Source organism: Eubacterium sulci ATCC 35585 (assembly GCA_001189495.1).
GTDB lineage: Bacteria > Bacillota > Clostridia > Peptostreptococcales > Anaerovoracaceae > Eubacterium_B > Eubacterium_B sulci.
The window spans coordinates 1,386,345-1,409,587 of the sequence record CP012068.1; the positions used below are offsets into that span (position 1 = coordinate 1,386,345).

Here is a 23,243-nt window from a genome sequence, read left to right on the forward strand (position 1 = left end):
CTACATTCCTTCCACTATCTATGCAAAAGCGTTATAAATCGCTCTGATAGCAGTTTCAAAATCTTTATTCTCTACTCCGACGATGATATTGATTTCACTTGATCCCTGTTCTATCATCCTCAGGTTTACATTTGCATCAGCAAGTGCTCCAAATAGCTTAGCTGATACACCCTTACGTCTGTTCATTCCGTGACCTACAGTGGCAATCAGCGCCATATCCTCAAAGCACTCTATTCCATCTGGTTCAAGCTGCTTTCTAAAAGCATCTACCATATCATCTAGTCTGCCTTTGATAGAGCTATTAGAAATTACTACAGATACCGTATCTATTCCGCTTGGAATGTGCTCAAAGCTGCAATCAAAGTCCTCAAGTATAGCAAGGATTCTTCTAACAAATCCACGCTCTGTGCTCATCATATGCTTATATAGCGCAATAACTGTAAAGTCCTTCTTGCCAGCAATACCAGTGATTACATCACTATCAGCTGTATACTCAGGCTCAGCAGTAATCATTGTGCCTGGGTCCTGTGGAAGATTTGTATTTCTGATGTTGATTGGAATATTTGCAACTCTAACCGGGTAGATAGCATCTTCATGAAGAACTGAAGCTCCCATATATGAAAGCTCTCTAAGCTCCTTGTATGAAATCTTATCGATTCTTCTTGGATTATCCACAATATGCGGATCAGCCATCAAAAAGCCCGAAACATCTGTCCAGTTCTCATACACCTCTGCGCCTATAGCTCTAGCAACTACAGCACCAGTGATATCCGAGCCCCCTCTTGAGAACGTCTTAACATTGCCTGATGACTTATATGAGCCATAGAAGCCAGGAAGAACTGCATATTCGTGCTTATCTAAGCATTCCTTGATAGCCTTATTTGTCTCCTCTTCGAGCATCTTACCGTTATCAGAAAACAAAATGAGCTCCTGCGTATCGACAAAGTCGTAGCCTAGGAAGTCAGCTGTTAGCATAGCGCTCAAATACTCACCTCGGCTTGCGATATAGTCAGGCGTGCAACCCTTCTCTAGATTCTCTCTGATAATATCAAACTCCTTAGCGATATTAACCTTTGTATCTAGGTTTGCAGCAGTAGCAGTGAACCTATCCTCTACAACCTGAAGTAGCTGGTTGTACGGGAAGTTATGTTCTCTGTGCGTATGACAAAGATATAGGATATCCGTCATCTTTGTATCTGTATCAAAACGTTTACCTGGCGCTGAGACAATGACGTATCTTCTGTCCTTATCAGCTGTAACGATTTCCTTTAATTTTTCGATTTGAAACTTGTCGGCAACGGAAGAGCCACCGAACTTAGCTACCTTAACTCCCATGTGTAAAATTCTCCTTTTGATAAGCCAATTTTGAGCTATCTATATATTATATCAAAAACAATTCTCAATGCAAATAAAATAGCTCGATATATGAGTAAAATACCCATATATCGAACTTTTCTAGTCTGTCAATTTAATCTTGTTGTCAATTCAATTATAGTTCTGCCTTTAGGGCATCTACCTTGTCTAGTTTTTCCCAAGGTAGCTCAACATCTGTTCTTCCGAAATGTCCATATGCAGCAGTCTTTCTGTAGATAGGTCTTCTTAGATCCAAATCTCTGATAATAGCTGCTGGACGGAAGTCGAAGTTCTTCTCTACGATCTTTGCAATTTCCTCATCGTCGAGCTTTCCTGTACCGAATGTATCAACCATGATGGAAACAGGCTTAGCAACACCGATTGCATAAGCAAGCTGAATCTCGCAGCGGTCTGCAAGTCCTGCGGCAACTACGTTCTTAGCTGCATATCTAGCTGCGTATGATGCTGAACGGTCTACCTTTGTTGGGTCCTTACCTGAGAATGCACCACCGCCGTGTCTTGCAAATCCACCGTATGTATCTACGATGATCTTACGTCCTGTAAGCCCTGAATCTCCGTGAGGTCCACCGATTACGAATCTGCCTGTAGGGTTTACGAAGTACTTTGTCTCATCATCAAGAAGCTCTGCTGGAATTGATGCCTTGATTACCTTCTCAATGATATCCTTATGAATCTGCTCCTGACTAACATCAGGATCGTGCTGTGTTGAAATCAAAACAGTATCAATTCTCTTAACCTGATGTCCATCGTACTCTACTGTAACCTGGCTCTTTCCGTCAGGTCTTAGGTATGAAAGCTCTCCGCTCTTTCTCACCTCTGTGAGCTTTAGAGCTAGCTTGTGTGCTAGTGAAATTGGCATAGGCATAAGCTCTGGTGTCTCGTTGCAAGCATATCCGAACATAAGTCCCTGGTCTCCTGCACCAACCTGCTCAATTTGGTCATTGAGAGTACCTTCCTTGTACTCAAGTGCGTGGTCAACGCCCATAGCGATATCTGACGACTGTTCGTCGATAGCTGATAGAATTGCGCATGTGTTTCCATCAAAACCATACTCACCCTTGTTATATCCTATGTCGTTGATTACACCTCTAACGATCTTTGGGATGTCAATATAGCAGTTTGTGCTAATCTCACCCATTACCATTGCATATCCTGTTGTTGTAGTTGTTTCGCAGGCAACTCTTCCCTGTGGATCTTGCTCCATAATTGCGTCCAAAATCGCATCTGAAATTTGGTCACAGATTTTATCTGGATGTCCTTCTGTTACTGACTCTGAAGTAAATAGCTTTCTCATTTTTGCTCCTTTCCTCACCTTATCAAAAGAAAAAACCTTTCCTCAAAAAGAAAAGGTTTGAACTCACAATTCATTCCTCATCTTTCAGACTGTTATCTGTAGGATGTAGCACCTTTCCGTGCCTATCAGCACATAGGTTGCCGGGCATCGCAGGGCCTATTCCCTCCGCCGCTCTTGATAAGGATTATACCCAAAGTATACAGATTTTAACAAATTTGTCAAGGCAAAGTAAATGAGATTTTAATATATTAAGTACGCAAAATCAAAGCAAAAGAGGGCCGAAGTTTATTTCGTGCCCTCTCTGTGCTGCACTTCACATATTAAAGTCAGCTAAGACTTGTGGAGTATTTGGGTTTAACTATATATTAGGAATATAAGTCTATTTCTTAAGTAATTTGTTAGCAGCTTCGCTCGAAATCAAATCATCTCCGCCCAATACAAAGCACTTTTGAACCTTTGCCTTAGATATATACGCAGCTGCTTCAGATAAATTGCTATTACTTACTAAAAGTAGAGGGCTATTATCAATAGCACATAATACACCTGCACAAAGGCCATCTGGAAAGTTAAGACCATATGTTAAGTATACCTTTTTGTGTTCTCCTGCAAAGAATTTTTCAGCCACTACTCTTGATGTAGCAAACCTATCTGAACCTTCTAGACGTTCAACATTGCCAAGCTTTGATACTGCATTTTCAACATTTTTGCTAACAACATCACTTCCACCTATCAAATAGAACTTCTTGCCGTTATGAGTTTTTAAGTATGCTATCTGATCATCACTTAGCTTGCTTCCTACTAGCATTATTGGCTTACCTGCTGCTGATGCCGAAAGTGCATCAGCAAAATTGTATGCGTTACAAAGCGCGATATCCTCACCATGAGCACCAGATGCCTTAAGAACCTCTAGATTTGTTTCAAATCTTGTGCCACCCTCAAGTCTATGTTTTTTTCCTGGCATCATATCAGCAATTTGCTTTGATACGACATCTTCTCCTCCTATGATATAGATATTTGCATTTTCCGATGCATTCTTTTTTACATAAGCACTTATGTCATTTGCACTTGACTTATTTACTATCAAAACAGGAGCATTCTTTACCTTTGCAAGATATGTAGCCGAAAGTGCATCCGCAAAGTTATCACCGTTTGCAATTACAATATTATCGAACTTCTCCACACCAAGTTTTTCTTTTAGCTTATCCGCTATTGCCATTGAAGTTTCAAAACGAGTTTCTCCTGCAATTCTCTCTGTGCCCTTATCTTTATCGTTCTTTAATCTTTCAACCTCTTCTGCAAGCTCTTTAACCTTTGCTTCAGCAGCTCTTTTATCGGCCTCTGCTTTCTCTGCCTTTGCAATAGCATTATTAAGTTCAGCTTCAGCTTTTTCTGCTCTTGCTTCTGCTGCCTTCTTAGCAGTTTCTGCCTTTTCAGCCCTTGCCTCTGCTACCTTCTTATCGGCCTCTGCCTTTTCAGCCTTTGCTTCAGCTAATTTCTTTTCTGCTTCTGCTTTTTCTGCCTTAGTTACAGCCTTATCCTTTTCTGCCTCTGCAGATGCAAGCTTATCTTGAGCCTTTTTCTTTTCACTTTCAGCCTGAACAAGTTTTTCTTCTGCCTGCTTCTTATCCTCTTCAGCTTTTGCTAACTTTTCTTCAGCTGCATTCTTTGCTTTTTCGGCATCCGCTGCCTTTGCCTCTGCTGCTTTTTGAGCCTTCTCTGCCTCTGCTGCTTTTAGCTCTGCATCCGCCTTACCTTTTTCTATGTCGGCAATCTTCTTATTCAGAGCATCCTCGTCGATTGTCTTTTCTATCGATACTGTTAGTTCCTCTTCGGTTGTAAGCTTAGCTGTAATCTCATAAACACCTTGATCATTTGGTATAATCTCTGTGCCATCAACACTTACTGTGTACTTATATAGCTCTTTCTTATTGATCTTAAAGCTTAATTCACTTCCCTGTGAGCAATATCTTGGGTTTTCGCCCTCGACATCCTTTATTCCGCTTCCGACAAAATCCACCTTGCACTTCTTTGCCAGCTTAATTTTAATATTTGGCAAGCTGCTAAGGTTTCCTGATACAGTATCTGCGTTCAAATTAGGGTTCAATCCCTGTGAATATGTTAGGTTTCTATGTGATCCTGGATTACTTCCAAATCCATTGCTCTCTAGGCAACCGTTAACTAGCTCAAGTTCATCTCCTTCGATGTTATCTGGAATAGTCAATGAAACTAGCTGTTGCTTTGGATTTCCACTAAAGTCGTAAACACCGAAAGGACTTCCAGGAACGGATTTGTATGATTTCCCATTCTTATCCTTATATGAAATTGTTGTATTTCTGTTATATACACCTGCTAGCTTTTCCACTGGATTTAAAAGACCATTGAACTGGATATTTATCTTATCTCCAGCCTTCAGTTTTGTTGTATCCGTTATCTTGTTTCCATTTGTGTCAAGGATTTCATAGTTCATCTCTCTTGCATTTATTACTTGATATGTTGTCTTACCATCCTTTTCTACTTTAATGATATGTCTTCCCGTTGTTAACTTTGATACTGTAACTTCACCACTTGCATTTGTATTAACACCATCATTAGTGAATCCTTTATACTTAAGGCTTTCTTCCACTACGCTTCTGTTGACAGTCACTGTGCTACCAGCTTCTGGCTTAAACGAATAGCTTGCACCATTTTCACCTTTTAGATAGTAAATTGTGTCATGTTCTGCATCGATTGGCATCATCTTGACCCCACGATTGATATTCATATTTGTCTGTATTGATGAATCGTTATTGCCAACTTTAACCATAAACACACCAGTTAGTTCTGGCCAGATTGCTGAGAAGTCAGTTCCTCCTTGAGCTTCTGAGTGTATTACTGCATCGTATTTTACGAGTACAATTGCTGTTCCGCTATGATTTGCTTTGATCTTTGCTACAGCCGAATTATTCTTATTTGCTGTTACTGATACTACATCTGAAGCATTTCCGTTCTCGTCTATTACCTCGTAGTGGAAGTCTGGAATTGCAATTTTGCTGTTCATGAAGTTTTCTATAGGCTGCCAGTTTCTAACACAGTTTAGTTCATAGCTTCCGCCCTCTGCCATCTCAAGGAAACCCTTTTGATTTATGTTGATATAGACATTTGCCATGTCGTGAACATTCTTATTGAATCTGTAAACAGTATCCTTCTGATAGCTGCTATCTCCGATATGCAAATCCTTTTCTGTAACTTCGATTGGTTCTGTAACATTAAAGTTCTTTGGAAATGCCCAGTATGTAACACCCTTAGGATTCTGTACACGATAGAAATACTTGCTCTGGCCTTTAGCCATCTTGAATCTTGCTACAACTCCATTTGATGTTTCTGTAACTTCAGGCTCTACGAAGTTATACTTATAGTAATTTCTACCATCACCATAACCTGCTGACACCTTTGAACCCTTTGGTGCAATTATCGTTAGATCTGTGATTTCAGGCATGGTAGCACTTATATCGGTGTTGCTGTTTGTCTCGTTTGCGGTCTTTACGACCTTAGTACTAGTATGAGTTTTCGCCTTATCTCCTATAGGTGTCAGACTTGCCTCTACTGTATCCCTATCCATATATAGGAATGAAAGCTTATTATTCTCATTTTTACCAAAGCTTATAGTTCTGAGAGTTCCATCATTTCCGCTCACCTTGACATCGAGCTTATAGTCTTTGTCCTGCACCCATCCTGAGTTTCCTATATTGAAGTCCCATATTCTATGCAGAGTTACGCTGTTATTTTCTTTTGTGAAACTCAGCTTTATGCCACCGTTCAGCTCATCGTTAGGACCATAGCCTTCGAACCAGTAGTCTCCTGCCGGAAGCTCCGTCTTATACTGCAATGCCCAGTTATCCGGCGATGTACCGATGCCTTCCAGAAGGTTTTTGTCTCCCTTAACACCATTTTTGAAAGTGTAGAGTTTTCCGCTCTTAATCTGCCTTGAATGCAAGCCTTTTATTGTAATCGGGAATTTTTCCTCAGGCTGTTCTTCCTCAGCTCCGGTTACATCTAAAATAGCTACCGCCGGTGTTGATACAACCTTATCCTGCTCTGGATCTATTTGACCTTCCATAGCGATATAGTATCTGCCAGTAGCCATACCAGCCGTATCTAGATCAAAGCTACCATCTTCATTCTTATCTAATGTCTTTAGTGCATTGCATTCGCTAAGCTTCTCGTGAGTAAAGTCAGATGCTTTTATTACCTTTAGCTGTTTGACATTTGATTGGAAAATTCCTGTTCCGGAGCTTTCTGAAGACATTATGTCCTGCCAATGACGCTCTGCAGTTATGTTTAGTAGTTCACCTGCATTAACCTCTGACTTACAATTAAGTGCATTAAATCCGGCTAGCTTGCTACCATAGAAGTTAGTGTTTGAAAAATGTCCTATCTGAACGTCATCGCCATCATTTAACTCAATTTGATCTGCCGTTGCTCCCCAACCTTCTGAAGCTTGCGGAAACTTGCCATTTACATAGTAGTTGAGATTGCTATCAAAGTTTAGAAACCCTGTAAAATACATGCTTCCTGCTTTTCCACTCATAGAAAAGAGTTCTGTTCCTATATGATCCCTAAGGGCACCTTCTCCTACATTATCAGGATCAATGCCTAGGTAGTAAACCTCTGCCATATATATGTAGAGGTGAAGCAAGGTAATGTGACCCTTTGCAGTTTCTGCTGTACCCTTTACCTCATCATCTTTACCGTATGAGCCATTATGGAAATAGAAATTTTCTAATCCATAGTTTGCTAAATCAAAGTATTTTAGTTTTACTCTTTCCTTTGCCATGGGCTTACTCGATAAGCCACCATGATTCTTTGCTACGACAAAGTTTTCATCATGTGAAAATGAAAACTGTACATCGATACCATCAGTTTCTTTATTTGCATCACGTACTTGAGCAAAAGCTGATGTTGGAATCAACGATAGGATCATGAAAACGCTCAGCAATAAGGCGAGCAATTTCTTGTATCCATGTTTTCTGTATGCCATTTGTTCTTCCTTTCTGCTGCAATAAAAAAGACCGCAGCACATAAATAAAAGCTGCAGTCCGTTTTCCCGCAATAAAATAAACTAAGTGCCTTCCTGCACTTAAATCTCGATTACGAGCAGGTCTCCTGACTTATGTCTCAATACAGCATTAACCTTCTCGGATAAAATCCAATGGTTGCGCTTGCCCTAATGCTGCTCTTCATTTACAGTGGCGGAATCCGTCTCGGATTTACACCGAGTTCCCTCTTAGCTATCTCCTAAGGTGCAATCTCAAACCTTTCTGATAGAACTCATAATGTACAACAGATAAATTTTAGCACATTCACCATAATCAGTCAAATCTAATTTTTCCTTCTAATACACCTTTTGAGTACACTATAAGCATCTTTGCATTTTGTTGTGCAAGCGATTATAATTATATAAAAAAACAAGAGGTATTTTTTTGAAAAAAGATAATATAAACAGTAGCATCCCAAGATTTTCAGTTATTGAAGGTGGTTTGAAAACCAAGCCTCCTACTTTGGTTGACGAACTTAGGGCTTCGCTCAAAAACAGTTGCTTTGAGATTAAGGCAACTAATACTAGGCTTATGGGGGTGGTTGGGCTCATGCTATCATATAACATGATTGGCCACCGTTTCACTCAGCTTTTTATCCTCGACTATGAAGAGTATGGCATAGCAGACTATGTTGGACTATTTACAGATTCTGAGGAGGAAATAGAAGCTCATGCAAATACCATGTTCGGCGCTCTTGGCGGCGAATGGGTCGAAATTAGTGCCGAAGAAAGCTGGGCACTGATAGCAAGTGCAGATAGAATAACCGAAGAATATGGTGCTGAGTTTCCCGAAGACTACCTGCAGTTTCGCGAGGCCATTAAAGGTGCTGACGATGACAAAGAAACATATATCTCTGCGCTTTCAAAGGTATGTATTAGACTAAGGTCAGATGATGAGCTAGTCAACTACTTTATTATGCGCAGTGTTGGAAAGGATAAGGCTCCTCTTAGCATACTTTGTTCAGATGACTTCCTTTATAGTACTGATGGCGAAACTTCCCCATACGAAGAATTCTCTAAGGGGCTCAAAATAAACAATCCATCCACTCTTTTTAAGAATGATGTGGAAAAGACAGGTCCAAGAAAGTATATATGTAAATCTCTAGTCGAAGACGATGGTCTTTTTTACCTCATAATTACTGAAGTTCGTGTTGTGAAAGATGTGATTAAGTCGGCTAAAGTAATTTCTTGTATGGAAATCACTGTTTGGGAATCTGCTATGCAGCTTCGCCGAATAGACTATGTTTTGACAGCAGAGTGCAAATGCAGTCAGGATGAGTTTTCAAAGCTCATAAGCAAGACATTCCACACTGTGAACTCTCACTCCCACGAAAACGGCATGCTATACATGATATATAGGAACAATAACGACCATGTGTGCAGTCCTCACTTTAGACTGGATGCTGATCTAATAGGAAGTGTATTCTTCATCGATGGAAAAGAAGCTATAGTCTCCTCAGCAGAGCCAGGCGATACCGATATAATATCAAAAGTGCTATTCCTATCCGATTACTTTAGAGGAAATGATAAGCTTGGCAAAATCGAGAGATTTAAATTCGACGATAAGATTATAGGTCCTTTCATCGATAGCGGTATGGATGATTTTAGGGAATTTATAGAATTTTATAAGGGTTAAGTAGTGTTTTTTTAAAAAAACTTACTCAGTTCCTTGAATATGTTTTATGTCAACCTTTGTTCGTTTTTCCATCAAAGGTTTTCAACATAAGTAAATCCATATTTTTCAACAATATGAGTACTTATCCACAGCAAACACAAAAATCGTATACAATTTTGTCCTTTATTGCCTGTGGATAAGTTTCTAAAAGAAAACCGCTATATTTCAACGAGTATTCTGTTTTTCTGTTTTGTCAATAGCAAGTTATCCACAGATTTTATAATAAAAAAAATAAAAGTTTTGTTCTTTAGGAAAAAAATGGTAGAGCGTTCATAGTTTGAAAGCCTGACAGTTAAAAAAAACAAATTATCTAGCAAAAAAGGAAGGATTTTTTATGAAAACCATCAAACTTTTTCAAAGCGATGTATATAGACGCATTGCTGACGCAGTAGTTTTACAATTTGATAAGAACCATTCAAAAAATACAAGTTGCCTGGTTTTGGATAGCACTATTTTCTTCCCTACTGGTGGAGGCCAAAGCTGTGATTTAGGAACAATAAATGGATTTGAAGTAATAGATGTCTTTGAAAAAGAAAATATCGTCTACCACATTCTAAAGGGATGCGATGCTAGTATTGAGACCGGAGACACTGTTAGTTTAGAGATAGACTGGGATAGACGTTTTGATAACATGCAAAGACACTGCGGAGAGCACATCCTTTCTGGAATCTTCTTTAGACTCTTTGGCGGAGTCAACCGAGGCTTCCATATGGGAGAAGACTATATGACTATTGATATAAGTCTTGAAGCTGACGAGAACTATAGTGAAATCAACTGGGAAATGGCCATGCAGGCAGAACTAGAGGCAAATAAGGTTATATGGGGAAATACCAAAGTCTCTGCTTACCACTTTGATACTAAGGCGGAGGCCGAGAAAATGCCTCTAAGAAAGGCTTTAAGCCTAGAAAATGATATAACGATTGTAACAATAGGAGACATCTCTAATCCAGCAGACTCCGTCGCATGCTGCGGAACCCACCCATCAACAGCAGGTCAGGTTGGGATGGTCAAGATTTATAAGATTGAGCCTAACAAGGGTATGTTTCGCATCTTCTTCGAAGCAGGACAAAGAGCTCTAGCTCACTACGATACTCGTTTTGATATAATGACAAAGCTAGAAAACGACCTATCAGCAAGCCATACTAATCTCTTATCAAAATATGAAACCCAAAAGGAAAAAGCAAGACAGATCAAAGATAGGCTTTACCACTTAAGCAAGGAATTCATAAGACGTGAAATTTTGGATTTGAAAGAGTCTAACGATAGAATAAGGCAGTATAATTTCCTAGATTCAAACGACATAATGGAGATTGGAAATGCAATGAGTCCTGAAATAGACGATATTCTTTTCCTCATAGACGATATCACAAACACGGTATTCATATTCTCAAGCAAAAACGACTGCGGCGCCCTCGTAAAGGAATACGCTCCTTCCCTAGAAGGCAAAGGCGGCGGAGGCAAGAACTTTGCTCGCGCAGTCTTCCCAAGTTCTGATAGAGCTTTGAGCTTTGTTGAGATTATAAACAAATAAACACACATACGAAAAAGGACCCGCAGTTCATTTTACTGTCAGGTCCTTTGCTTTTTCTATTTTGTTTCCGTTTCTTCTTCGGTTTTATTAGACTTCTTTTTGAAGAAGTTTAAATCACTTCCCATAAACAAGAATCTTCTTATTGCAAACAATACTCCTATCGCACAAACCGCTACGAGCATTGAAGTCATCGGTAAATGTTCAACCACCATCTGCCTAGCAGTTGCAAGCATCATAACGTCTATGACATCCTCTAATCTATGCCTTATCAAAAGCTTTACAAACTCTATACCTACAGATACTACTAGAAGATCGCCAAGCAGCCTGTTAAACTCTTCTGTTGACATCTTAGTAAATCCACCGTCTTCAATCAGACCTATACAGATTCTGATAAGTACCCCTGCTGCAACAATTACAATTATAATCGCTGCAAGGATCTCTACAAAAGACGATATCTTTGTAATAAGTATATCAAACTTATATCTTATCTTTATGTAATTCATTGTACCCCTCTCAAATATAAAAGATTAGACTAATTTTTCTAATGCTGCAAGCTTTGCACAAACGCAGAATACATCCATGGCATCCTCAAGCTCTTCTACTGGAGGAAGCGAAGGTGCTATTCGGATATTGCTATCTTGAGGATCCTTTCCGCATGGGAATGTTGCTCCCGCAGGCGTCATCTCAACACCAGCCTCCTTAGCAAGCTCGAGCACGCGCTTTGCTGTATGTTCCATAGCTTCATAGCTCACAAAGTATCCTCCCTTAGGAACCACCCAGCTGCCAATTCCAAGCGGAGCAATTTCTCTATCTAGATACTTGATGACCGTATCAAACTTTGGCTTCATAATCTTAGCATGCTCTCTCATCAAAGCGAGAGTATTTGCCTTATCCTTAAGGAACTTGACATGCCTTATCTGGTTAACCTTATCAAAGCTTATAACCTGAACACCGAAGCTCTTTGTCAGATATTTGATATTCGCCTCGCTTGATGCCATAACCGATATACCGGCTCCAGGGAATGTCACCTTTGATGTTGAAGCAAACTCATATGCCATGTCTGCATTTCCATACTCCTTACAGAGTCCAATTATATCTGGAAATTCTACAAAGTCCCCATCAAATTCGTGGATGCAGTAAGCATTGTCCCACATTAGCATAAAGTCCTTAGCTGCAGGCTTGAGTGCTGCTAGTCTTCTCACGGTTTCTTCGCTATATATTATGCCTTGCGGATTTGAAAACTTAGGCACGTTCCACATACCCTTGACGCTCTCATCCTTAACCAGCTCCTCAACAAGATCCATATCAGGACCCGTCTTTAGCATAGGTATATTTATCATCTCAAAGCCTAGTTTTTCGGTAATCTTAAAGTGCCTATCATATCCAGGAACAGGGCATAGCCACTTTATCTTATCCAGCTTAAACCATGGTTTTTCGCTATTCAGAAGGCCATTTGTAAACGCTTCGCTAACAGCCATATACATTAGCTGAAGACTCGCGTTTCCACCAATGAAACACTCGTTTTCCTTAACGCCGAGAATCTCCGAAAAGTACTTCTTAGCTTCAGGCATTCCCGAAAGTTCACCGTAGTTTCTTATGTCTACATTTCCGAGTTCGCACTCAGAAGGTTCTACCAAAATATCCAAAAGCCCACTTACGAGATTAAGCTGACTCTTACCAGGCTTTCCTCTTGCCATGTTAAGATTAAGGTTCTTTTCTTTAAGTGCCTTGAACTTTATTTCGAGTCTGTTTTTTTCATCTAACAACTCTTCTCTTGACATTTCACTATATCTCATGAATTCCTCCGAGCGATAAATTTCCTTTTAATAATATAGCATTATAGCCCTTTCTACAATAGAAAACTTCTAGTTTTTTACATTTTACAATCAAAAACCGATAAGCCTAGCATAATTACACTAGTATTATCGGTTTATACACATTATTATAATTCCTAAATCAAAACTTTAGGCTAATTTACTTAATCTCAGCTTTAGACACTGTGAGAATACATATCTTATGCATCCTTGAAAATCAGGTGCTTAAGTCTCTTATACACTAGGAATGTCACTATAGATACCACACCAAACTTAATTAGGTTAAATGGCAGTATCGATAAAATCATAAGTGAACCCAAGCTATTAATATGTGAGTTTATCGCATGTCCCATTCCTATAATTGCATCCATTGGTATTCCATATAGCTTGGAGTATGCTGGGAATATGAAGAATAGGTTGCTAAGTACACATACTATGCTTACTGTAATTGTTCCGACTGTTAGAGCAATAGCTGCACCCTTCTTAGTTCTCTTAAAATGATATATGAGTGCGGCAGGAACCATATACGCTATAGCTGCGATAAGGTTAGCTAGCTCTCCAACGAAAGCAGTCTCTGTTCCCCTTATCATAAGTCTAAGTGCAAGCTTTACTATACATACTAGTATACCCTCTATAGGTCCCATCATGAAAGTTGCTAGCATAGCAGGTAAATCTGCAAAGTCAAACTTCATAAAACCAGGGGCAATCGGAATAGGAAAATCCACCATCATAAGAGCCATACTGATAGCTCCAAACATCGCAACAAGAATCATATTTTTTGTTGTGAATACCTTGTGTTTTTCTTTGTTTAAATTCATTACGTTTTCATCTCTTTCCATTTGAGATACCTCCAAAATATATTGCTTCGGTTTTCTCAAGGCTCATTGGCAAGAAATGAACATAAAAAAGCCGAGCTACCATCAATTGATGGAACTGATGACGCCCGACTCAAAAATAGCCTATATCTATCCATTCCATCTTTTCCCATCCGGACTAACCAACTAGCTGTATTAACTCGCAGAACCAAGCCAATATCAAATGTTGGAATACCGTCGGTTTCGGAATTTCACCGAATCAGCCTAAAAAGGTTTGTGGACTATACCACCGGTCAGGACTCTCACCTGCCTCAAAGATAGTTGCATTCAATTATCTACTCGCTGCACATCTATTGCCTGTGCAACACTATCATGTTAATACCCATACAACTAGATGTCAACCTTTTCGAGTAAAAACTATGCATGAATTTCCATAAAATATCTTTGCTTTACCTATGAACTTAAATGTCAACATTAAATAAATAAGAAAATCATTGTCGGAGCAGACCGTAAAAATTGAACGATTTAGTATCTGAATAAAAACTTTGTTAAAAACTTTGCTCAATGTCGTTGACAAGCCCATTTCCTTGTGGTAATATATTCCTTGCGTTAGACAAGCAAATATGTGTCATTAGCTCAGCTGGCAGAGCACCTGACTCTTAATCAGGGTGTCCAGGGTTCGAACCCCTGATGACGCACCAAGAACCTCGGAATTTAGTTCCGAGGTTTTTTATTTAGCTAGGCCTGCCCTTGCATAAATATTTATATTATGCTATAATTCCTACAATATTTTTTGTTATTTACTAAGGAGAATTTAATTATGAAGTTAGTTTGTTTAGATCTAGAAGGCGTTCTCGTTCCTGAGATTTGGATTGCCTTTGCTGAAGAAACAGGCCTAGAGGCACTTAAGAAAACAACGAGAGACGAGCCAGATTACGACAAGCTCATGCAATACAGACTCGATATCTTGGCAGAAAATAATCTCGGACTAGAGCAGATTCAAAATACAATTGAAAAGATAGATCCTCTTCCAGGTGCTATCGAGTTCCTAAACGAGCTCAGAGAGCTTACACAGGTTGTAATCATCAGTGACACATTCAGTGAATTCGCAAAGCCTTTGATGAAGAAGCTCGGATACCCTACTCTGTTTTGTAACGAGCTAGAGGTTGCAGCAGATGGCAAGATTACAGGAATCAAAATGAGACTAGAAGATTCCAAGCTAAACACTGTAAAGACGCTTCAGCTTGCAGGTTGTGAGACAATCGCATCAGGTGACAGCTTTAACGACCTAGGAATGATTAAGCAGAGCGAGTACGGATTCCTATTCAGAACCACAGACTCAATTAAGAAGGATCACCCAGAGGTTCCAGCATTTGAAGAATATGACGAGCTGCTTGCAGCAATCAAAAAATCCCTATAAAGGGATTTTTTTATACCTATAATACCTTGTGCAAAATAGTCGTATATATCAAAATCAGAGTCACGTTACCTACTATTAGACCAAAAGTCGCAAGCAAGGTCTTTGCTGTACCCGGCTTAAAATCTGCACTAATCAAATATGGCCAAAAACATACCATTGGGAAAATGGCTATTAATACGCATACATAGGTAGGAAAGCTTGTCCAAAGAAAGCGTGTCGTCTCTAACCAGTGACCCCATGAAGGTATCACTATTTTGCTTATAGTGAAAAGTATGCATATAAGATGGACAACAAGAAGATAAATGGCATACTTTGTCTTGTTTAGCGTTTTTTTATTTTTCATTTTATCTAAGTATCCTTGCTAATTCTTCTATCGCTCAGCTGCAATATTAGAACTAAAATTAAAATTAACTATATCATTATTCGAATCAAGTTCTAAATTCATAAAATAATGATTCCAAAAGAATTCATTGTTACCTGCTCCCCACTGCACGCCATAATGACCCAAATATTCATCTCTTGGCTCGCTTGGAGTCAGCCATATTTTTTTCCCAAATACTTTCGTGAACTCGTTTTCGTCAAGCTTCTTTAGCAAATCTATACCATCTATATTATATGAAATTCCATATTTTTTGGCAACAGCTGTGCATTCAGAGTCAAAGCAAACCTGCGTAACTACACAGTCCTTCAGCTCCGTATTCTTCCTCTTATCTCCGTATACACCTATACATCCGAGAACTACATTCTTCTTTACAAGAAGATAGGTAGATCGCGTAACTGCGGAGTCATATGACTTAAAGCCGCTTGGTACGCTAACCCCAGATCCTTGGTATTTAGAATAGCTTCCCGTTGTCAAAAGCTCGTTATAATTAGGATAATCATGTCTATCATTTGACACATAGATTTCAAACCCCTTGTCTATCAAATCCGAAATCTTAGTCTCTGTAAGATGAATTTCCGTTCCGTCAATTTTAAGTGGAGGTGCGTTATCAGGTAGACCTATAATTATATATACAAACATCAAAAACACGAATACCATAAGCACTGCAACGATACCTATCCAAGATTTCCCGGTTCTCCTTCGTGCATTGAAAAGCGACATTATAGAAGGCGTGATTATAGCAGCACCAATTGGCGCCGCCCCATGACGGAACATGCTCATGACCCTAAAGGCAATTACAGCGCTAATTAGTATTAAAACTATGTGAACTGCATACTCTCCTACGCTTAGCTTACTCGTCCTAGTCTGATTATTTGCTGGGGCATCGTACACTGGAACACCGTTCTCAAAGGTGTTCTTCATTCTAAAACGCAGCCAAAACAATATTCCAATAAACACAAATGCCAAGAACACTAGCATTCCGATAAAAACCAATTTTTCCATCTGTAACCTTTTCTCTGACCTAGTTATCGTCCATCAAAATTCATATCTAGTCTACCACATTTTGAAATTGTTTTACAATATTTACATACTTGTGCACGAATCATTAATGTATACAAGCTTTTCAGAGTATTTATTCTTTACACCTCTTTTCTGCTATGTTAAAATTGTATTAAGTTTAATACTTGTTTTATTCTAAAAAACGCGCATCATTTTAGCGCGAAAAACAAATTTAATTCCGTTGTTTCTGTAGTTAACTTTTTTATCAAAGTAATTCAGGAATCCTATATTAAATATAGGATGCATTAATCAAATATGAATATTAATCGTAATGCTTTAGGTGTTTTAATACCGTTCAGCCTGTATTGTGCTATCTGCACTATTATATGTCTGATAATTTCGTCAAATTTAATTCTAGCGATTGGCGGTATATTAATCGGATATCTGATAGCACTCACAAACTGGTTTCTTCTAAATTTGACCGTTCGATGGTTGTTTAGTTTCAATCGTCTTCTTGCGGTACAGTTTATGATATTCAGGTTGCTCATCTACATATTTGGCGCATGGGTCTGTACGCAGATAGGCTTTCAGTCCGTGCTCCTCTTCGCTATAGTCATCACAGGCTTTAGCTTAGTTATCTTTGTTGAATTCGGATTAAAAGGAGGCCTTTGTTTTGTTAAACATAAATGAATTAGGTGCCAGGATAATATTTAGTTTTGGCGACGGTAAGCTTTTCATTACCGAAAGTACCCTATTCGGAATCTTGATAGCCGCCTTTCTCGCAATACTGGGAATATGGCTAGGTAGTAGGCTTGAGACTGTCCCGCGTGGCAAGCAGGTCTTTGCGGAATTTATAGTCGAATGGGTTTATAAGTTCACAGAAAAACATATGGGAAAAGCTAATTCTAACTTTGCCCCATATATAGGTACTCTTCTTGCCTTCGTATTTTGTGCAAGCTCACTAGGTGTTTTCGGTGTAAGACCGATAACTGCAGACCTTAATGTTGCCTTTGCACTATCCATTATGACGATGGTGATGATCATTTTTAATTCAACAAGGGTTCACGGCTTTAGAGGCAGACTAAAGCACATGTGCGAACCATATGTCTTCATGCTGCCACTCAAAATCTTAGAAGAAATTTCCCTCCCTATTTCGCTTGGGCTTCGTATCTTCGGTAATATCTTAGGAGGCTACATCATAGTCGAGCTATGGATGCACCTCATGACAAAGCTCAGTAATTTTTTCAGCGATGTGCCATTTTTACGCGCTATCACAGTTATACCTCTGAATGCTATCTTTGACATAGCAGAGCCGGCAATTCAGACCTTTATATTTATAATTTTGACCGTTATTAATCTTGCCGCAGCTATGAAGATTACAGCTACAGTAAGCAATAATGAAAATAGAGAAGAACTTTAGGAGGAGAATCAATGGAATTTATTGGAATCGGTTTAGCAATGGGACTTGCAGCACTTGGCATTGGCCTAGGCCAGGGTATTGGATTGAGCAAGGGGCTGGAAGGTATTTCAAGACAACCTGAAGCTACAAGCAAGATTCAGACCGCTATGATTGTAGGCATGGCGCTCATGGAGACCATAGGTATTTTGACATTTGTAATTGCTATAATGCTAAGCAATAAATTGTAACTTAAATTCCTGAAGGAGGCACGAACTTTGGATATTAATAAACACCAAGACCTGCTTACTATAAACTGGAATCTTATCTTTTCGGTTATTACTGTTTTAGTTCTCATTTTGATATTAAAGCATTTTTTCTTCGAAAAGGTAAAGAAGTTCATGGATGAACGAAAAGCACAGGTCGAGGAGCAATTCCAAAAGGCAGACGAAGCCGAAAATCAAGCCCGCAAAAAACTTGATAAATACAACGAAATACTCGCTGGTGCCGAAAAAGAAAAGCGTACAATAATTGCAGGTGCAATGGAAAACGCAAAGATTCAGGCAGACTCTGTATTAGACGAAGCCCGCAAAGAAGCTGCTGACATTCGTGAGAAATCAAGAATTCAGATTGAAAGAGAAAAAGCTGCGGCGAGAAAAGAAATCCACAACGAAGCCAGCGAACTTGCAGTTCAGGTCGCTGAAAAGATTTTGGAGAACAAGCTTGACGCCGATGCTCAGGCTTCAGTAATAGATGAAATAATCAGTAGATCAGAGGCAAACAGTGAAACAGAAAAATAGCAATAATTTAGAGGCACTCTGCGAGCAGCTAGATAGAGCCACAGAAAGCCTACGAGATTTACGCAATCTCATCAAAGAGACTAATGGTGAGTATCGTGACCTACATACCTACGCATTAGAAAAGCGCACCCTGCACGAACAAGAGGAAATGTATGCCTTTATCGAAGCCCTAAGTGAGGGTCTTCGCATATTTGATAAAAGAGAAGAAAACAAAATCAAAGGTATAGTTTACTCGGCTATACCTCTTGACCGTGAAACAATTCAGAGGATGGAAATACAGACCTCTAACCTTATCAAAAAGGACTGTGTTTTGACAAATCGCATAGACGAAAAAATCATCGGTGGCTTCATCATCTCCATCGACGATAAGCTTATAGATGCTTCGATACGCAAGCGTATGGAGGATATGCGCCTGCACCTGTCTTACAATACTAATTCTAATTAATTGGAGATGCGCATGAAAATTAATACTGATGAAATCCTAAGTAATATAAAGGACAAAATAGAAAGCTTTACCTCAGAGCTTGAGATAACCGATTTCGGTCAGGTTATCGAGGTTGGCGACGGCGTTGCTCATATAGACGGCCTAAAATCCTGCTTTGCTGGTGAACTTTTAGAATTCCCAAATGGCAGCTACGGAATGGCCATGAACCTTGACGACGACATGGTCGGCGCTGTAATCATAGGCTCAGACCGCGGAATTAGGCAGGGAGACATAGTTAGACCTACAGGTAGAGCCATGGAGGTCCCAGTAGGCGAAGAGCTTCTTGGACGAGTAATCGATCCTCTCGGAAGCGCAATAGACGATAAGGGAAAGATTATCTGTAGCGAGGCAAGGCACCTCGAAAGCGATGCTCCAGGAGTTCTCGACAGACGCTCAGTATACCAGCCTCTTCAGACTGGTATTAAAGCCATAGACGCCATGATACCGATAGGCAAAGGTCAAAGAGAGCTGATTATCGGAGACAGGCAAACCGGTAAAACCGCAATCGCCATAGACACTATAATAAATCAAAAAAAGCAGAACGTAATATGCATCTACGTTGCCATAGGTCAGAGAAAGTCAACGGTTGCACAAATTGCAAAGACTCTAGAGGACCACGATGCAATGTCGCATACCATCATAATCTCTGCTACCGCAAGCGAAGCTGCTCCAATACAGTACATCGCTCCATATTCAGGCTGTGCAATTGCAGAGTATTTTATGCACAAGGGAAAGGACGTTTTGATAGTTTACGATGACCTATCAAAGCACGCCGTGGCCTACAGAGCCATGTCCCTATTGCTCCGCAGACCACCAGGACGTGAAGCCTACCCAGGAGATGTCTTCTATCTGCACAGCAGACTTTTGGAGCGTGCTGCTAAGCTATCTGACGAACTTGGAGGAGGCTCAATCACAGCCCTTCCAATAATAGAAACCCAGTCAGGTGACGTGTCTGCCTACATCCCAACAAATGTAATCTCCATCACAGATGGACAGATATTCCTAGAGAGCAATCTCTTTTTCTCTGGTCAGATTCCAGCAGTAAATGCAGGAATATCTGTTTCCCGTGTCGGAGGAAATGCCCAAATTAAGGCGATGAAAAAGGTTTCAGGTACAATGAAGCTCATTCTCGCCCAGTTTCGCGAGCTTCAAAGCTTTGCTCAGTTTGGCTCAGATATAGACTCAGATACCACAAAGCGTCTTGAGAGCGGCAAGAGACTAATGGAGATACTCAAGCAGAAACAGTACTCCCCTATCTCAGTCGAAAACCAAATCATGATAATATACGCTGCAATAAACGGCTACCTAAATGATATTGAGCTAGAGCGCATAGCCTCCTTTGAGGATAGTCTATATGAGTTTATGGCTATGAAATATCCAGAGATAAGCCAGGAGATCGTGGCTACAGGCAATATGTCTGCTGAAACGGAAAAACTTTTGATACAGGGCATAGAGGAATGCAAGAAAGAAGGTAAATATATTGGCTGAGCAAATTCAGGCGATTAAGAGACATATAAACAGCGTCAAAAACACCGAGAAGATAACAGGTGCCATGAAGCTCATCTCAGCTGCCAGGCTCAAGCAATCCACAGACCATCTGACCTATGCAAAGGATCACATTGAACCTTTGATATCAAAATTCGCTCAGATTCTAACCTGCGACATAGCGCCAGAGGTCTACTACGAAAAGCGCCTAGATATGAGGCAGTTTGAGGTAGGTATAGTGCCACACTCCTGCGAGGATCCTGTCAAGGAGCTGTGCATTTTGATTACATCATGTAAGGGACTATGTGGAGGATATAACTCGAGCTTGATAAAGCATGCTGCTGAGATGAATGAAAATGCGGGTACTGTCTTTGTGCCTTTAGGTGATAAGGGCTTTAACTACTGCATTAAGCACGGTCTTGATATCTTTGAGGTAGAGAAATTTTCCGATATATACGCTGATCATGCACATGAGCTAACATTTAATCAAATTCTAAAGCTTTCATCAGCAGTGCTTGAGATCTATCGCAAAAGCGAAATATCAAAGATTAAAATAGTCTACACTAAATACAGAAATCCGATAGCCTTTGATATCGACACGAAGCTTCTTTTTCCTCTCGAAAAGATAGGTCCAGGCGGAGATGGTGATATAGGTAATACAAGCTTCTTTGAGCACGATAATGACCATGCATATTTTGATGAAATAGCAAGGTCTTATCTATCGATGAAAATACTTAGGTATATCGCTGAGGCAACGCTGTGCGAACACGCAGCAAGGCGTATTGCTATGAAGAACGCAAACGACAACGCGCTCAAGATGATAGAGACTCTTTCGAACAAATATCACACCGCTCGTCAAAACGCAATAACTGGCGAGATGATAGAAATCATAGTCGGCCACGAATCACAGAAGATGAAAAAGGTCCAAAAGAAAATAGGTGAATAACTTGAATACAGGAATTGTAAAACGAATTATAGGTCCGGTAATAGACATTCAGTTTGAAGATAGCGAGATGCCACAGCTTCTTGATGCTATCAAAATTGAAATGGAAGATCATATTGTTGTAGCTGAAGTTGCTCAGCATGTTGGCGATAGCACGGTTAGATGTATTGCCCTTTCCTCTACCGACGGTATGAAGCGCGGACTTAAGGCTATAAACACAGGAGCACCTATCGAGGTTCCAGTTGGTAATGATGTTTTGGGCAGACTTTTCAATGTTTTAGGCGAGCCAATAGACGGAATTCCAGCACCAGATGATGCACCGAAAAAACCTATACACCTTCCTTCTCCAGAGTACTCTCAGCAGGAAACCTCTACACAGATATATGAGACAGGAATCAAGGTTATAGACCTTCTCGCACCTTACACCAAGGGCGGTAAGGTTGGACTTTTCGGCGGTGCAGGAGTTGGAAAAACAGTTCTCATTCAGGAGCTAATTAACAATATAGCCAAAGAGCATGGAGGAATTTCCGTATTTGCAGGTGTTGGAGAGAGAACTCGCGAGGGAAATGACCTATATAACGAAATGCAAGAGTCTGGTGTAATAGACAAAACCGCCATGGTTTTTGGACAGATGAATGAGCCACCAGGAGCAAGAATGAGAGTCGCCCTAACAGGCCTCACTATGGCTGAACACTTTAGGGATAGAGAGCACCAAGACGTTCTTTTGTTCATAGATAATATTTTCAGATTTACTCAGGCTGGCTCTGAGGTATCGGCCTTGTTAGGTAGAATACCTTCAGCTGTAGGCTATCAGCCAACTCTAGCTACCGAGATGGGTGCGCTTCAGGAGAGAATCACATCCACATCAAATGGCTCCATAACCTCAGTTCAGGCTGTATACGTTCCTGCTGATGACCTTACTGACCCAGCACCGGCAACGACATTTTCTCACCTCGATGCAACAACAGTTTTATCGAGAGCTATTACAGAGCTTGGAATCTACCCTGCCGTTGATCCGCTCGAATCGTCCTCTAGAATCATGGATCCGCTCATCTTGGGCGAGGAGCATTATCATACAGCAAGAGATGTACAGGCAGTTTTGCAAAGATACAAAGATCTTCAGGACATCATCGCCATCCTTGGAATGGATGAACTTTCTGAAGAGGATAAGCTGACAGTTGCAAGAGCCCGCAGGCTCCAGAGATTCCTTTCTCAGCCATTTGCAGTTGCTGAACAGTTTACAGGAATGCAAGGAAAATACGTTCCTCTAGCAGAAACAATCCGAGGATTCCGCGAGATACTCGACGGCAAATACGACCATATTCCAGAGTCCATGTTCCTCTATGCAGGAGAAATTGAAGAAGTGGTACAAAGGTACGAAAATGAAAAATAGCCATACCATGCTCCTAGAGATAAAGACAGACAAGAAAATAATATACTCAGGCGATGTTCTTTCGCTGACAATCAAAGATGCAGAGGGGCAGGAATGTTTCATGCCCCATCATTGCGATACGACAAAGAGCATAAAGGACGGAGTAATCAGCATTAACGAGCCACCTACTCAAAGGGCTGATTCCGTCTCAAGCTCAGGTCCAAATTTTGATGCAAAAAATCCTGCTTCTTCGGCAGGGTTAAAAGGCACGCAAAAAAAGTATTTCAAAGCCTCAAATGCCTATCTAAATATTTCAAAAAATACTGTTGTTATCTTTGCTCCAGACGCACTAGAAATCAGCGTTTAAGTATTCTGATACAATCGA

The 23,243-nt window shown here is 40.2% G+C and carries 18 protein-coding genes, 1 tRNA gene, 3 pseudogenes and 1 other annotated feature; of the genes and pseudogenes, 13 read left to right on the forward strand and 9 right to left on the reverse strand.

The window, feature by feature from the left end; all coding sequences use genetic code 11:
* Positions 1-18 precede the first annotated feature (18 nt).
* The 3 genes from ADJ67_06440 to ADJ67_06450 form a co-directional block, all read right to left on the reverse strand.
* Positions 19-1,335, reverse strand: coding sequence for an aspartate kinase (locus tag ADJ67_06440; GenBank protein ID AKT47309.1), 1,317 nt, complete (start codon positions 1,333-1,335; stop codon positions 19-21).
* A gap of 154 nt (positions 1,336-1,489) precedes the next feature.
* The gene (locus tag ADJ67_06445; protein AKT47310.1) at positions 1,490-2,668 is read right to left on the reverse strand and encodes an S-adenosylmethionine synthetase; all 1,179 of its coding nucleotides are present in this window, start codon (positions 2,666-2,668) and stop codon (positions 1,490-1,492) included.
* 379 nt (positions 2,669-3,047) lie between these two features.
* Entirely contained in the window at positions 3,048-7,685 is a 4,638-nt protein-coding gene (locus tag ADJ67_06450; GenBank protein AKT47311.1) for a hypothetical protein, read from the reverse strand.
* A gap of 442 nt (positions 7,686-8,127) precedes the next feature.
* Here ADJ67_06450 and ADJ67_06455 point away from each other — a divergent pair, with 442 nt between their 5' ends.
* Positions 8,128-9,378: a hypothetical protein gene (locus ADJ67_06455; GenBank protein ID AKT47312.1), complete on the forward strand. Its 1,251-nt coding sequence runs from the start codon at positions 8,128-8,130 to the stop codon at positions 9,376-9,378.
* A gap of 373 nt (positions 9,379-9,751) precedes the next feature.
* Positions 9,752-10,681: pseudogene (locus tag ADJ67_06460) on the forward strand (hypothetical protein).
* Between the two features lie 323 nt (positions 10,682-11,004).
* On the opposite strand, the gene ADJ67_06465 reads toward ADJ67_06460, so the two are convergent.
* From ADJ67_06465 to ADJ67_06480, 4 genes and pseudogenes are all read right to left on the reverse strand, one after another.
* The gene (locus ADJ67_06465) at positions 11,005-11,451 is read right to left on the reverse strand and encodes a hypothetical protein (protein AKT47313.1); all 447 of its coding nucleotides are present in this window, start codon (positions 11,449-11,451) and stop codon (positions 11,005-11,007) included.
* A gap of 24 nt (positions 11,452-11,475) precedes the next feature.
* Complete coding sequence (locus tag ADJ67_06470) at positions 11,476-12,744, reverse strand: aminotransferase (GenBank protein ID AKT47314.1); 1,269 nt, start codon at positions 12,742-12,744, stop codon at positions 11,476-11,478.
* A 218-nt stretch (positions 12,745-12,962) separates the two neighbouring features.
* Positions 12,963-13,580 (reverse strand): membrane protein, encoded by a 618-nt coding sequence (locus tag ADJ67_06475; protein ID AKT47701.1) that lies wholly within the window; start codon positions 13,578-13,580, stop codon positions 12,963-12,965.
* A 189-nt stretch (positions 13,581-13,769) separates the two neighbouring features.
* Positions 13,770-13,901: a binding site (FMN riboswitch), on the reverse strand.
* Positions 13,902-13,974: 73 nt separating this feature from the next.
* Positions 13,975-14,205 (reverse strand): annotated as a pseudogene (locus tag ADJ67_06480) (hypothetical protein).
* Between ADJ67_06480 and ADJ67_06485 the strand changes: the two are divergent.
* A tRNA-Lys gene (locus ADJ67_06485) sits at positions 14,203-14,278 on the forward strand. The pseudogene ADJ67_06480 and the gene ADJ67_06485 sit on opposite strands and share 3 nt — an antisense overlap.
* 119 nt (positions 14,279-14,397) lie before the next feature.
* Positions 14,398-14,997 carry a phosphoserine phosphatase gene (locus tag ADJ67_06490; protein ID AKT47315.1) on the forward strand — a complete coding sequence of 200 codons (600 nt, stop codon included), beginning with the start codon at positions 14,398-14,400 and terminating at the stop codon, positions 14,995-14,997.
* Positions 14,998-15,013: 16 nt separating this feature from the next.
* Here ADJ67_06490 and ADJ67_06495 read toward each other — a convergent pair whose 3' ends face one another.
* Both ADJ67_06495 and ADJ67_06500 read right to left on the reverse strand, forming a co-directional pair.
* The gene (locus tag ADJ67_06495; protein AKT47316.1) at positions 15,014-15,340 is read right to left on the reverse strand and encodes a hypothetical protein; all 327 of its coding nucleotides are present in this window, start codon (positions 15,338-15,340) and stop codon (positions 15,014-15,016) included.
* A 27-nt stretch (positions 15,341-15,367) separates the two neighbouring features.
* Positions 15,368-16,381, reverse strand: a complete 1,014-nt coding sequence (locus tag ADJ67_06500) for a hypothetical protein (protein AKT47317.1) — start codon at positions 16,379-16,381, stop codon at positions 15,368-15,370.
* A 312-nt stretch (positions 16,382-16,693) separates the two neighbouring features.
* On the opposite strand from ADJ67_06500, the gene ADJ67_06505 reads away from it, so the two are divergent.
* The 9 genes and pseudogenes from ADJ67_06505 (at position 16,694) to ADJ67_06545 (ending at position 23,225) form a co-directional block, all read left to right on the forward strand.
* Complete coding sequence (locus tag ADJ67_06505) at positions 16,694-17,068, forward strand: hypothetical protein (GenBank protein ID AKT47318.1); 375 nt, start codon at positions 16,694-16,696, stop codon at positions 17,066-17,068.
* Positions 17,052-17,798 (forward strand): ATP synthase F0 subunit A, encoded by a 747-nt coding sequence (locus ADJ67_06510; GenBank protein ID AKT47319.1) that lies wholly within the window; start codon positions 17,052-17,054, stop codon positions 17,796-17,798. Before ADJ67_06505 ends, ADJ67_06510 begins: the two co-directional genes overlap by 17 nt.
* Before the next feature lie 11 nt (positions 17,799-17,809).
* Positions 17,810-18,025 carry an ATP synthase F0 subunit C gene (locus ADJ67_06515; protein AKT47320.1) on the forward strand — a complete coding sequence of 72 codons (216 nt, stop codon included), beginning with the start codon at positions 17,810-17,812 and terminating at the stop codon, positions 18,023-18,025.
* A gap of 27 nt (positions 18,026-18,052) precedes the next feature.
* On the forward strand, positions 18,053-18,574 hold the full coding sequence (locus ADJ67_06520; protein AKT47321.1) for an ATP synthase F0 subunit B: 522 nt from the start codon (positions 18,053-18,055) through the stop codon (positions 18,572-18,574).
* Between the two features lie 220 nt (positions 18,575-18,794).
* Positions 18,795-19,019, forward strand: a pseudogene (locus ADJ67_06525) (hypothetical protein).
* A gap of 12 nt (positions 19,020-19,031) precedes the next feature.
* A complete protein-coding gene (locus ADJ67_06530) occupies positions 19,032-20,546 on the forward strand; it encodes an ATP F0F1 synthase subunit alpha (protein AKT47322.1) in 1,515 nt (504 codons plus the stop codon).
* A complete protein-coding gene (locus ADJ67_06535; protein AKT47323.1) occupies positions 20,539-21,489 on the forward strand; it encodes a hypothetical protein in 951 nt (316 codons plus the stop codon). Before ADJ67_06530 ends, ADJ67_06535 begins: the two co-directional genes overlap by 8 nt.
* Positions 21,482-22,879: an ATP F0F1 synthase subunit beta gene (locus ADJ67_06540; GenBank protein ID AKT47324.1), complete on the forward strand. Its 1,398-nt coding sequence runs from the start codon at positions 21,482-21,484 to the stop codon at positions 22,877-22,879. Before ADJ67_06535 ends, ADJ67_06540 begins: the two co-directional genes overlap by 8 nt.
* A complete protein-coding gene (locus ADJ67_06545) occupies positions 22,869-23,225 on the forward strand; it encodes a hypothetical protein (GenBank protein AKT47325.1) in 357 nt (118 codons plus the stop codon). Before ADJ67_06540 ends, ADJ67_06545 begins: the two co-directional genes overlap by 11 nt.
* Positions 23,226-23,243 lie beyond the last annotated feature (18 nt).